This window comes from Mycobacterium sp. NTMscope_MAC_269, from assembly GCF_976985695.1.
In genome coordinates this window covers 4,072,531-4,084,152 of record NZ_OZ335668.1, presented here as the reverse complement: position 1 = coordinate 4,084,152, position 11,622 = coordinate 4,072,531, and the positions used below count along the sequence as shown (strand labels likewise).

Sequence of the window (11,622 nt, the reverse complement as noted above, 5' to 3'; positions counted from 1 at the left end):
ATACAGTGCGCCCAGCCATCAAAGTCGGCCTCTCGACGGCTTCGGTGTACCCGTTGCGGGCCGAGGCCGCGTTCGAGTACGCGGCCCGGCTGGGGTACGACGGCGTCGAGTTGATGGTCTGGGCCGAGTCGGCGAGCCAGGACGTCGCGGCCGTCAAGAAGCTGTCGCGGCGCTATCGCGTCCCCGTGTTGTCGGTGCACGCGCCGTGCCTGCTGATCTCGCAGCGGGTGTGGGGCCCCAACCCGATCCCCAAGCTGGACCGCAGCGTGCGCGTCGCCGAACAGCTGGGCGCGCAGACCGTCGTCGTGCATCCGCCGTTCCGCTGGCAGCGGCGCTATGCCGAGGGGTTCAGCGAGCAGGTGGCGAAACTTGAAGCGTCGAGCGACGTGATGGTCGCGGTGGAAAACATGTTCCCGTTCCGCGCGGACCGGCTCTTCGGTGCCGGTCAGTCGCTGGAACGGATGCGCCGACGCGGCGGCGGCCCCGGCCCGGCGATCTCGGCGTTCGCGCCCTCCTACGACCCGCTCGACGGCAACCATGCCCACTACACGCTGGACCTATCCCACACCGCGACCGCGGGCACGGACTCGCTGGACATGGCGCAACGGATGGGAGCGGGGCTGGTCCATCTGCACCTGTGCGACGGCAACGGCCTGCCCGCCGACGAGCACCTGGTGCCGGGGCGCGGCACGCAGCCCACCGTGGAGCTGTGCCAGATGCTGGCCGGCAGCCATTTCGCCGGGCACGTCATCCTGGAGGTGTCGACGTCCGGCGCGCGTTCAGCCAACGAGCGCGAAGCCATGCTCGCCGAGTCGCTGCAGTTCGCCCGCACGCATCTGCTGCGCTGATCATCCAGGAGACCCGCGAAAGTCCATGAACGCGTTATTCACCACCGCAATGTCGTTGCGGGAGGCCGGTTCAGGCGTCTACGAAGGAGAACTCGACAAGCGCTGGACCATCGGTCCCAAGGTGCACGGAGGGGCGATGCTGGCGCTGTGCGCCAACGCCGCGCGCACCGCCTGCGGCGGTCCGTCGGGCGGGCCGGCACTGGAACCGGTCGCGGTGTCGGCGAGCTTCCTGTGGGCGCCCGATCCGGGCCCGGTGCAGTTGGTCACGTCGATCCGCAAGCGCGGCCGCCGGATCAGCGTCGTCGACGTCGAACTCACCCAAGGCGACCGCACCGCGGTGCACGCCGTGGTCAACCTCGGCGAGCCCGAACACTTTCCGCCCGACGGTCCGGTGCAGCCGTTGCTGTCGGCCAACCCGGTGGCCGACCTGATGGCGCCCGAACCGCCCGATGACATCGAGCCGATCGGCCCGGGGCATCCGCTGGCCGGCCTGGTGCACCTGGGCGAGGGCTGCGACGTGCGGCCGGTGTTGTCGACGATGCAGGCCCGCGCCGACGGGCGCCCGCCGGTGATCCAGATGTGGGCGCGCCCCCGCGGTGTGGCCCCGGACGCGCTGTTTGCGCTCATGTGCGGCGATCTGTCGGCGCCGGTGACCTTCGCGGTGGACCGCACCGGTTGGGCGCCCACGATCCAGCTGACCGCGTTTCTGCGGGGGCTGCCCGCCGACGGCTGGCTGCGCATCATCGCGACCTGCACCGAGATCGGGCACGACTGGTTCGACGAGGACCACACGGTCGTCGACAGCCTGGGGCGCCTGGTGGTCCAGGCTCGCCAGCTGGCGTTGGTCCCTGCCGCTCGCTAGCGGGTGGTGTCTGCGATGCTGTCCGGCATGGCAAGAATCGCGATCGTCGGTGGCGGCAGCATCGGGGAGGCACTGCTGTCGGGTCTGCTGCGCGCGGGCCGGCAGGTCAAGGACCTCGTGGTGGTCGAGCGGGTGCCCGAGCGCGCCAAGTATCTGGCCGACACCTATTCGGTGCTGATCACCTCGGTGGCCGAGGCGGTGGAAAACGCGTCGTTCGTCGTGGTCGCGGTGAAGCCCGCCGACGTCGAATCGGTGATGGCGGAGGTCGCGCGGGCGGCCGCCGCGGCGGAAAGCGACACCGCCGAGCAGGTGTTCGTCACCGTCGCGGCCGGTGTCACCATCGGCTACTTCGAATCCAAACTCCCGGCCGGGACGCCGGTGGTGCGGGCCATGCCGAACACGGCGGCGCTGGTCGGCGCCGGGGTCACGGCCCTGGCCAAGGGCAGGTTCGTCACCCCGCCGCAGCTCGAGGGGGTCTCGGCCCTGTTCGACTCAGTCGGCGGGGTGCTGAGCGTTCCCGAGGGCCAAATGGACGCCGTCACCGCGCTGTCGGGCTCGGGGCCGGCGTATTTCTTCCTGATGGTCGAGGCCCTCGTGGATGCCGGCGTCGCCGCGGGCCTGAGCCGCGAGGTGGCCGGCGACCTGACCGCGCAGACCATGGCCGGCGCGGCGGCGATGCTGCTGGAACGCATGGACGCCGATCGCCGGCGCGGCGAGGCCGAGGCGCCCGGGGCGCGCGTGGACGCCACGGCGACGCAGCTGCGGGCGACCGTGACCTCGCCCGGCGGCACCACGGCCGCGGCCCTGCGCGAACTGGAACGGGGGGGCCTGCGAGCGGCCGTCGACGCAGCGGTTCAGGCCGCCAAAATGCGCTCTGAGCAGCTAAGAATTACATCAGAGTAATCCAAGATTTTTGAACTGATTGTCCCCCACCAGTACCAGTAACCCCATCAGTCCCGCTATTCTCCTCTTTGTAAGCACGTGTGGGTGCCAGCGGAGGGGAAGCCGCTGGCATGCGCGTGCCTGACACGATTGGGTAGCGATGACGTCTACGAATGGGCCATCAACGCGAGATTCTGCAGGTAAGCCACGGGACACCAGTTCCGTCGATGGCCAGCAGGGCAGGGCGCAATTCCTCACCGTCGCCGAGGTGGCGGCGCTGATGCGGGTCTCCAAGATGACGGTCTACCGGTTGGTGCACAACGGCGAACTACCCGCGGTCCGGGTGGGTCGGTCCTTCCGGGTGCACGCCAAGGCCGTCCACGACATGCTGGAGACGTCCTACTTCGACGCCGGCTGACCTGAACCGGTGGCCGCTCGCGGGCGGCACCTGGCTTCGCGGCCGGGCGGCGATCAGGCGACGCCGGTTTGGCGTTGGGTGCGTCGGGCTGGGTAAAGTGACCGGGTCCAATCTTTGAAGCAGGTCTCGGTCTAGATAGCGGAGTTCATGGGTTCAGTAATCAAGAAGCGGCGCAAGCGTATGTCGAAAAAGAAGCACCGCAAGCTGCTGCGTCGCACCCGGGTGCAGCGCAGAAAACTCGGCAAGTAACCCCCGCTGGCGGCCTTCCTAAGGCCGTCATAAGGCCACCGTAAAAAGGCCGTAACTGGTCGCAACGCGCCATAGTGCGGCCGTCTCACCGACCGCTAGGCTGTCTGGGTGGATGCGTCGAATGGGGAGAACACCGGGTCGGACGACACCACCGGCAGCGCGGCGCATTACCCCAAAATCGTCCTTGTCACCGGTGCCTGCCGGTTTCTGGGCGGCTACCTGACCGCTCGGCTCGCGCAGAACCCGATGATCAAAGGGGTCATCGCGGTGGACGCGATAGCCCCCAGCAAGGACATGCTGCGCCGGATGGGGCGCGCCGAATTCGTCCGCGCCGACATCCGTAATCCCTTCATTGCCAAGGTAATTCGCAACGGCGATGTCGACACGGTGGTGCACGCGGCGGCCGCGTCGTACGCGCCCCGCTCCGGCGGCACCGCGGCGCTCAAAGAGATCAACGTGATGGGCGCGATGCAGTTGTTCGCTGCCTGCCAGAAGGCGCCCTCGGTGCGCCGCGTGGTGCTCAAGTCGACGTCGGAGGTGTACGGCTCGAGCGCCCACGATCCGGTGATGTTCACCGAAGACAGCACCAGCCGGCGGCCCTTCCGCGACGGTTTCGCCAAGGACAGCCTCGACATCGAAGCCTATGCGCGCGGATTGGGACGGCGCCGGCCCGACATCGCCGTGACGATCTTGCGGCTGGCCAACATGATCGGCCCGGCGATGGACACCACGCTGTCGCGTTATCTCGCCGGGCCTTTGGTGCCGACGATGTTCGGCCGCGACGCCCGGCTGCAACTGCTGCACGAGCAGGACGCACTCGGCGCCCTGGAGCGCGCGGCCATGGCCGGCAAGGCGGGAACGTTCAACATCGGCGCCGACGGCATCATCATGCTGTCGCAGGCGATCCGTCGCGCGGGCCGGATCCCTTTGCCCGTACCGGGTTTCGGTGTTTGGGCCCTCGACTCGTTGCGCCGCGCCAACCGCTACAACGAGATCAGTCGCGATCAGTTTGATTATTTGAGTTACGGCCGCGTCATGGACACCAGCCGGATGCGCTCAGAACTCGACTACCAGCCGAAATGGACGACGGCGGAGGCCTTCGACGACTACGTTCGCGGCCGAGGCCTGACTCCCATAATCGACCCACATCGGGTACGCTCCTTGGAAGGTCGCGCCATATCTCTAGCTCAGCGCTGGGGTAGCCGAAATCCAATTCCGTGGGGTGGGGTCAGGTAGGTATCGTGGCGGGTGAATCCAGAGCGAATGTCATTCCACTGCACACGAATCGGGGCCGGGTAGCAGCGCGCCGGAGAGCCGACCAACGAACCGAGTCGGCCCGCCAGCACCCATCCTTCCTGACCGATCCGCGCGGGCGCGCGTCGGCGGAGCAGATCGCCGCGGTGGTTCGCGAAATCGACGAGCACCGTCGCGGTGCGGGGGCCACGTCCGGCGAGGCGCCGCTGAATGAGCTGGCGCAGCGCGTCGCGTCCGTCGCCGGATTCCTGCGCCAGCGGCTGACGGGCGACTACAGCGTCGACGAGTTCGGCTTCGATCCGCACTTCAACAGCGCGATCGTCCGGCCGTTGCTGCGGGTGTTCTTCCGGTCCTGGTTCCGGGTCGAGGTGAGCGGCATCGAGAACCTGCCCGCCGACGGCGCCGCGCTGGTGGTCGCCAATCACGCCGGGGTGCTGCCGTTCGACGGGCTGATGCTGTCGGTGGCCGTGCACGACGAGCATCCAGCGCAGCGCGAGCTGCGGCTGCTCGCCGCCGACATGGTGTTCGACCTGCCCGTGGTGGGCGAGGCGGCCCGCAAGGCCGGCCACACCATGGCCTGCACGACGGACGCGCACCGGCTGCTCGCCGCCGGCGAGCTCACCGCCGTGTTCCCCGAGGGCTACAAGGGGCTGGGGAAGCGTTTCGAGGACCGCTACCGGCTGCAGCGCTTCGGCCGCGGCGGATTCGTCACCGCCGCGCTGCGGACCAAGGCGCCGATCATCCCGTGCTCGATCATCGGTTCCGAAGAGATTTACCCGATGCTGACCGACGTCAAGCTGCTGGCGCGGCTGTTCGGGCTGCCGTACTTCCCGATCACGCCGCTGTTCCCGTTGGCCGGGCCCATGGGCCTGGTGCCGCTGCCGTCGAAATGGCACATCGCGTTCGGTGAGCCGATCTACACCGACGACTATGCGGCCTCCGACGCCGACGACCCGATGGTCACCTTCGAGCTGACCGATCAGGTGCGCGAGACCATCCAGCAGACGCTGTACCGGTTGCTTGCCGGCCGCCGCAACATCTTCTTCGGCTGAGTCTTCGCCCAAAAGGAAACGCCACCACGGAAACCCGTGATGGCGTTGACCTTTCGGCAGCCGGCTACTTCACCATGGTGAACTGGCAGACGTTCGTGTAGCCGTCGCGGAACAGATCCGAGCAGCCCCGCAAGTACTTCAGGTAGATGTCGTAGGTCTCTTGCCCCTTCAGCGCGATCGCCTCGTCCTTGTGCGCCTCGAGAGCGTCGCCCCACGCCGTCAGCGTCGGGACGTAGTTCTTGCCGATGAAGTGGTGTCGTTCGATCTTGAAACCCGCGTCGGTCGAGTACTTGTCGACCAGGTCGACCTGGGGCAACTTCCCGCCCGGGTAGATCTCCTTCAAGATGAAGCTGATGAACCGCAGCAGGGTCATGTTGACCTTCAAGCCCATCGCGTTGCCCTCTTCGCGGCTGGGGACCACGATCGAGTGCAGCAGCATGCGGCCGTCGTCGGGCAGCAGGTCGTAGTACTTCTTGAAGAAGGTGGCGTAGCGCTCGTACCCGGCGTCACCGGCGCCGTCGGCGAAGTGCTCGAACGCGCCCAGCGACACGATGCGGTCGATCGGTTCGTCGGGGAATTCCTCCCAGCCCTGGATCCGCACCTCTTTGCGGCGGGGGCTGTCCATCTTGTCGAACTCGGCCACACAGTGGGCGTACTGGTTCTCGCTCAGCGTCAACCCGATCACGTTGACGTCGTACTCGGCCACGGCGTGCCGCATCGTCGAGCCCCAGCCGCTGCCGATGTCGAGCAGCGTCATGCCGGGCTCGAGGTTCAACTTGTCCAGCGCGAGCTTGCGCTTGGCGTACTGCGCCTCTTCCAGCGTCTTGGTCAGGTTCTGCGGGTCCGGATTCTCGTCGAAGTAACCGCAGCTGTAGGTCATCGACGGGTCAAGCCAGAGCTTGAAGAACTCGTTCGACTTGTCGTAATGGGATCGCACGGCCTCGACCGGCGGATGGAGCTGCGTTCCCGTTTCCCCCTGTGGTGACATTTACGACGCCCCTAACTTTCCTGCGGATATTGATGCAACCGCCGCGGCGGTTGCTTCGGTCTCGGCTTGGTTTGCGGCTTCCCCCAGCATCGTGACAACGCTGGTGACTATCGGCTTTCCATCGGCATCGGTCACTTCGCTGCGGATCTCCGCCAGCACGGTGCCGTGGGACTCGATCACCGAGTCGAGATAGGTGTCGAAGTAAAGCCTATCGTGAGCCAGGATCGGGCGGTAGAACTTGAACTTCTGGTCGCGGTGGATGACCCTGGCGATGTTGATGGGGATGCTGAACTTGGTGAAGATCTCCAACTGAACGCGACGCCCGGCGATCGCGAGGAACGTCAGGGGCGCCACCATGTCGGTGTACCCGGCCCTCTCGGATTCATTCTCGTCGAAGTGTGCCGGGTGGTCGTCTTTGATCGCCAGGGCGAACTCACGGATCTTTTCGCGCCCGACCTCGAAGTAGTCCGGGGCGCGGTAATGGCTGCCGATGAGTCCTTCGGCTTCTTTGGGGACTGTCATGCCGCTGTGCTCTCCGCTCGAAGATGTCTGCGCGGCGCAGCCTATCAGCGCGATTGCCGACGAGAGGCCACCGCGGCCAGCGCACCCCCGGCCGCGCCCAGCGCCAACGCCGACGGCACCCCGATCCGCGCCGCTTTGCGAGCGGTGCGGAAGTCGCGGATCTCCCATCCCCGCTCCCGGGCCAGGGCGCGCAGGCGGGCGTCGGGATTGATGGCGACCGCCGTCCCCACCAGCGACAGCATCGGCACATCGTTGTAGCTGTCAGAGTAGGCGGTGCAGCGTTTCAGGTTGAGCCCCTCGCGAATTGCCAGCGAGCGCACCGCGTGCGCCTTGCCGGTGCCGTGCAGGATATCGCCGACCAGCCTGCCGGTGAAGACGCCGTCGACCGACTCCGCGACGGTGCCCAGCGCGCCGGTCAGGCCAAGCCGCCGCGCGATGGTCGCGGCGAGCTCGTAGGGCGTGGCGGTGATCAGCCACACCTGCTGGCCGGCGTCCAGATGCATTTGGGTCAGCTCGCGAGTGCCGGGCCAGATCTTGTCGGCGATGATCTCGTCGTAGATCTCCTCGCCCAGGGCCACCAGCTGCTCGACCGATCGGCCCTCGATGAAGGCGAGCGCCTTGCGCCGGCCCGCGGCGACGTCATTGCTGTTTTCCTTGCCGAGGACCTGAAACTTGGCCTGGGCGTAGATGAATCCGAGCACATCGCGATAGGTGAAGTAGTTGCGCGTCGCCAGCCCACGCCCGAAGTGCACCGCCGAGGAGCCCTGCACCAACGTGTTGTCGACGTCGAAGAACGCGGCGGCGGTGAGGTCTATCGGGGGCTGCGGGCGGTCCGGGGCGGCGGCGGCTTCCTCCTGCATGCCCTCGATCGCGCGGGCCGCACTGGCGTCCGCGCCCAGCGACTCCAAATCAACGTAACCGGTGTGGTCAGCGTTGACCGGGTCAAAGGAAGTCATCGCCCAACCTCCTAGATCGCTGTGCTGCCTGGTGACCCGGCGGGTGCCCGATACCCAACCCTATCGGGCAGATGGCGCGGGGGCGTTGATGCCTGGGGGTGCCTCGGCCCGGGCCGCCGCCTCGGGCCGCGGCTTGGGCTCGCCTCGCGCTGCCGAGCGTGACGCTGCAGTCACGTTCGACGCCGAGTGTGACTGCAGCGTCACACTCGGGGCTGGCCGGCGTCTGAGCTCGATGCCCTTGCAGGCACGATCACTGTCGCCAGTTCGAAACCTGAGACGTGATGCTGTCCGGCATGTCCTCAAGCAGTGCTGTGGTCAATTCCTCGAACGACAGCGCAAGGACTTCCATCCGCGGCTGATCTTCCGGGAATGCAAATCCATAGGAGCTAGGATCGCTTTGGAGTGTGTAGCGTTTGAGGTATTGTTCCGCAAACCCCTTTTTAAGGGTTGGGCACTCCTTGTTCATAAAGTCAACGGCGTCTCGATCTGCGGGCTCGATTAAAATGTGTGAATCAAGTCCACCGTCCTCCCATTTGACGAACTGCGTTCTTAGGCGAAGGTCGACACGGACACCATCACCGATGCGCATAATGATATATTTGCCTGCGTCCGAGAACTTCGAAAACATAACTTTGATATCCTCATCGCGCCGTGACTCTCGTTCATGCTTCAGTGAACTTAATACACTAAAGTAACCTCCGCTCGTGGGCGCGATTATCCAAGCTCCCCAGTCGCCGAATTCGGCCCATTCCGGCCATGTTTTCAGTTTCTCTGAGTAGTTTGAACGGAAGTATAGGCGGCCACCTTGTCCGTCGGGTGCGTCATACGTCCCTCCGCTGGCACCGTTAGCAATTCCCCGCCAGAAGTTGTAATGCTCGACGACTTCGGCAAATTGGTCTTCTGCGCTGAAGTTCATAGCCAACTTTCAAAACCACCCTTTTGGTAGCTCACTATCCCCAATCCAGATAGCCGTTCTCGAGTAACCATTTGATAAGCACATATTTTCCAGATTTGTCGACGACCACCCATTGCGTCCCCCCGCCCGACTGCCCAAAGGCGTCACCCACTTTTCCATATCTGACTTCCCATCCTTCGGGCAATTCTTTGCCTGTACCGTGAAATCGATTGTAATCACCGGATGAACCCGGCGCCAGACCGCGGTCAGGATAGCTGTCGCCGACTGCGCCCATAAAATCACCTTTATCGTCGCTGACCTCTCCAATCCTGTCCAGCGAAGTATCCTTGGGTATGCTGCGAGTTGTGTCATACATGCCATCTGCGAAACCGTCCACTCTTGGCCAATCCCACGTGCCTTTTGCAGGGTCCCACCATTTGTTCAAGATTTCTTGAGCGGTCATTCCCGCATAAGGGCTGTGCGCCCCGGCTGATTCGGCGAGTTCTCGAGGGCATCCGTGCTCAATTAGATCCTTGACAAGCTGCTCGGGTGATTCCGCGAGCGCCAGCTGCGCCTGGTGCCAGGGCTTCAAGTCTGACGGTGCGGGGATTTCTGGTGGATGCGCGTCGGCGGGGTCATCGGGGGGCGTGCCGTCATGGGGCTTGTGTGATCCGGGCGGTTCGTGGCTGTCAGCGGGCGGGTGTGGCCCATTTACGTCCCCGGGGGTATGGCCGTCGCCTGGCTGGTGTGGCCCGCCGCCGTCGCCGGGCGGAGGTGGATGGCCTTCGCTGGACGGATGTGGACCGCCATCGCCGGGCGGATGGGGAGCCCCGTCATGCGGCTCTACCGGATGAGCGGCGGGTTCACCGGCGTGGGGTACCTCGCCTAGGCCGGGAGGTACTTCGGCGGGGATCCCACCGCCCATAGGAGCCGATGATGGTGACGGGAGGTGGGGCGCCGCCGAAGCTGCGGGTGCGGCTTCTGAGGGCAGCCCAGCGTGGGGAACTGCTCCGACCGGCTCGCCGCCGGGAGAAGCCGGCACGTGGGCGGGAACCGGCTCGTGCGACTGCGGATGGGGTGGTGGCGTGCCTTCTGCGGGGGCCGATACGTGCGGCTTACCGCCCGATTCTGGCGGAACCCCAATGGGTTTCGGTTCGCCGCTGTGAGGTGCCCCGCCAACCGGCGGCTTGGATTCGGTGGGGCTGTGCGGCAGCGGACCGTCGGCTGGGCCGGGCGCCGGCTTTCCCGAAGGCCCTGGCTTGCCCTCGGGCGCCGGCGCGGGGTGGCCCGATTCCGGTGGTTTGGGCGCGGCCGGGGGAGGCTTGACCTCCGGAGGCTTTACCGACGGAACCTTCGGAATTTCGGGCGGCTTCTTCAAGCCTTTCAGCGCGTCAGCGGCGCCGTGCCCAACTTTGCCCAGCTTGGAGAGCGGTCCGCCGGGCAAGGCCAGCGTCGCCACGTCGAAGAGCGATTTTCCGAGCGCTTCGGCAGGGTTCTTGCCCCACTCGTCCCAATGGGTGACGTCCTTGCCCAGCGCTTTCCAGGCCTCGGCGACGCCGGGTCCGCCGTCGGGACCCAAGCCGACGAGCGTGCCAGCTCCTTCGGCCATGCCACTCATCGTTTTGGCGTAACCAGCCGGGTCGAGCACGGCGTGGAATTGGCTGATGTCGTAGAAACCCTTGACGAGATCCCAGCCCTCGACACCGATTCCTTTGAATGTCTGGCCCACCTGATTGAGGGCCCTGCCGACCGGCGTCCCGTGCAAAAAGTGGTCCCACTCTTTATCCACCCAGTGGGCCATGTTCTTGGCGGCGGTTTCGGCTGCCGACATGGCGGCCTCGATCTGCCCGCCCAGCGTTTCGGCTTCCTGCGCAAAGTTGTTGACGACGGTCCGGATGTCGTCGGCGATCCTTTTGATCTCGTCTTCGTCTTCGTCGGTCAAGAGGTCCCAGACCTCTTTTATGCCGGTCAGCGGATCGCAGATGCGGGACAACAGATCCAGGATCGCCGCGTGGACCTTGTCAACCTTGGCTGCGTAGCTATTGAGCTGCGCAGCGATTGTTTGGCATTGCTGCGCAACGCTGCTCGTGGCGCCGGAGGCATCAGCCAACGCTTTGTTGATGGCAGCGACCTCGGGAATCTGCTGCGCGGCAATGGCGGCCATCGTGCCGCCGCCCGCCGCGATCTCGGTGGTCATGAAGTTGACACCCGCGGTCGTCCATGCCGCCGCGGCGGCGCGCAACTTCGCGGAATCGCCTGTGGGCCAGATCATTCCGATATAGGGCGCGACCCAGCTCCAGCCCGCCGGTGCGCCGCTACCGGCACCGACGGCCGACGGCGGCGAAGCCCCGACGGTCAACGGCCCGGTCACCGGCGGCGTGGGCAGGCCCTCAGCGCGGCCCGTCACATCCGACATCGCCTCGGCGATCGCATAGTTGTGTGCCGACATCCGCACGCCGTCGCCGATGCTGCACAACCCATTGCGGGTACTGGTCATCGCCTCGATCACCTTGGCCGCCGCACCGTTGTAAGCGCGGCCCACCGCGGCGCCTACCGGATCGTCACCGGCCATGCCGGCACTGCCGGCCAGCGACGAGGTCAAGGCCGAGATCACCGATCCCAGCGACTCGCCCGTGGCCACCACCGTGGCGCCGGCGCGGTCTAGGGCAGTCGGATCACACGCCAGCGGCGCCATC

The 11,622-nt window shown here is 66.0% G+C and carries 12 protein-coding genes; 7 read left to right on the top strand and 5 right to left on the bottom strand.

The genetic code is table 11. The features are described 5' to 3' along the window. Positions 1-5: 5 nt before the first annotated feature. The 7 genes from ACZ50Z_RS19295 to ACZ50Z_RS19265 all read left to right on the top strand — a co-directional run bounded on the left by ACZ50Z_RS19295 (position 6) and on the right by ACZ50Z_RS19265 (position 5,565). On the top strand, positions 6-848 hold the full coding sequence (locus ACZ50Z_RS19295; RefSeq protein WP_464484968.1) for a sugar phosphate isomerase/epimerase family protein: 843 nt from the start codon (positions 6-8) through the stop codon (positions 846-848). A 25-nt stretch (positions 849-873) separates the two neighbouring features. Further along, on the top strand, positions 874-1,710 hold the full coding sequence (locus tag ACZ50Z_RS19290) for a thioesterase family protein (RefSeq protein ID WP_464484967.1): 837 nt from the start codon (positions 874-876) through the stop codon (positions 1,708-1,710). Positions 1,711-1,737: 27 nt separating this feature from the next. Continuing rightward, entirely contained in the window at positions 1,738-2,613 is an 876-nt protein-coding gene (proC, locus tag ACZ50Z_RS19285) for a pyrroline-5-carboxylate reductase (protein ID WP_464484966.1), read from the top strand. A 139-nt stretch (positions 2,614-2,752) separates the two neighbouring features. Continuing rightward, the gene (locus ACZ50Z_RS19280; protein ID WP_464484965.1) at positions 2,753-3,010 is read left to right on the top strand and encodes a cell division/environmental response transcriptional regulator; all 258 of its coding nucleotides are present in this window, start codon (positions 2,753-2,755) and stop codon (positions 3,008-3,010) included. 147 nt (positions 3,011-3,157) lie between these two features. Further along, positions 3,158-3,259, top strand: coding sequence for a 30S ribosomal protein bS22 (locus ACZ50Z_RS19275; RefSeq protein WP_003402602.1), 102 nt, complete (start codon positions 3,158-3,160; stop codon positions 3,257-3,259). Positions 3,260-3,367: 108 nt separating this feature from the next. Beyond that, positions 3,368-4,495: an SDR family oxidoreductase gene (locus ACZ50Z_RS19270; RefSeq protein ID WP_464484964.1), complete on the top strand. Its 1,128-nt coding sequence runs from the start codon at positions 3,368-3,370 to the stop codon at positions 4,493-4,495. After that, the gene (locus ACZ50Z_RS19265) at positions 4,477-5,565 is read left to right on the top strand and encodes a lysophospholipid acyltransferase family protein (protein WP_464484963.1); all 1,089 of its coding nucleotides are present in this window, start codon (positions 4,477-4,479) and stop codon (positions 5,563-5,565) included. Before ACZ50Z_RS19270 ends, ACZ50Z_RS19265 begins: the two co-directional genes overlap by 19 nt. A 64-nt stretch (positions 5,566-5,629) precedes the next feature. On the opposite strand, the gene ACZ50Z_RS19260 is transcribed toward ACZ50Z_RS19265, so the two are convergent. The 5 genes from ACZ50Z_RS19260 to ACZ50Z_RS19240 all read right to left on the bottom strand — a co-directional run bounded on the left by ACZ50Z_RS19260 (position 5,630) and on the right by ACZ50Z_RS19240 (position 11,621). Beyond that, positions 5,630-6,553 (bottom strand): cyclopropane mycolic acid synthase family methyltransferase, encoded by a 924-nt coding sequence (locus ACZ50Z_RS19260; protein ID WP_163712771.1) that lies wholly within the window; start codon positions 6,551-6,553, stop codon positions 5,630-5,632. Beyond that, positions 6,554-7,075 carry an FAS1-like dehydratase domain-containing protein gene (locus tag ACZ50Z_RS19255; protein ID WP_464484962.1) on the bottom strand — a complete coding sequence of 174 codons (522 nt, stop codon included), beginning with the start codon at positions 7,073-7,075 and terminating at the stop codon, positions 6,554-6,556. 44 nt (positions 7,076-7,119) lie between these two features. Continuing rightward, positions 7,120-8,031 carry an HAD family hydrolase gene (locus tag ACZ50Z_RS19250; RefSeq protein WP_464484961.1) on the bottom strand — a complete coding sequence of 304 codons (912 nt, stop codon included), beginning with the start codon at positions 8,029-8,031 and terminating at the stop codon, positions 7,120-7,122. Positions 8,032-8,281: 250 nt separating this feature from the next. After that, complete coding sequence (locus ACZ50Z_RS19245; RefSeq protein ID WP_464484960.1) at positions 8,282-8,947, bottom strand: hypothetical protein; 666 nt, start codon at positions 8,945-8,947, stop codon at positions 8,282-8,284. Positions 8,948-8,981: 34 nt separating this feature from the next. Beyond that, positions 8,982-11,621, bottom strand: coding sequence for a TNT domain-containing protein (locus ACZ50Z_RS19240; RefSeq protein WP_464484959.1), 2,640 nt, complete (start codon positions 11,619-11,621; stop codon positions 8,982-8,984). Between the last annotated feature and the right edge of the window lies 1 nt (position 11,622).

Coding starts and splice junctions, on each gene's coding strand:
- ACZ50Z_RS19290 (WP_464484967.1), top strand. CDS start 874: ATGAACGCGTTATTCACCACCGCAATGTCGTTGCGGGAGGCCGGTTCA.
- proC (WP_464484966.1), top strand. CDS start 1,738: ATGGCAAGAATCGCGATCGTCGGTGGCGGCAGCATCGGGGAGGCACTG.
- ACZ50Z_RS19280 (WP_464484965.1), top strand. CDS start 2,753: ATGACGTCTACGAATGGGCCATCAACGCGAGATTCTGCAGGTAAGCCA.
- ACZ50Z_RS19275 (WP_003402602.1), top strand. CDS start 3,158: ATGGGTTCAGTAATCAAGAAGCGGCGCAAGCGTATGTCGAAAAAGAAG.
- ACZ50Z_RS19260 (WP_163712771.1), bottom strand. CDS start 6,553: ATGTCACCACAGGGGGAAACGGGAACGCAGCTCCATCCGCCGGTCGAG.
- ACZ50Z_RS19255 (WP_464484962.1), bottom strand. CDS start 7,075: ATGACAGTCCCCAAAGAAGCCGAAGGACTCATCGGCAGCCATTACCGC.
- ACZ50Z_RS19250 (WP_464484961.1), bottom strand. CDS start 8,031: ATGACTTCCTTTGACCCGGTCAACGCTGACCACACCGGTTACGTTGAT.
- ACZ50Z_RS19245 (WP_464484960.1), bottom strand. CDS start 8,947: ATGAACTTCAGCGCAGAAGACCAATTTGCCGAAGTCGTCGAGCATTAC.
- ACZ50Z_RS19240 (WP_464484959.1), bottom strand. CDS start 11,621: ATGGCGCCGCTGGCGTGTGATCCGACTGCCCTAGACCGCGCCGGCGCC.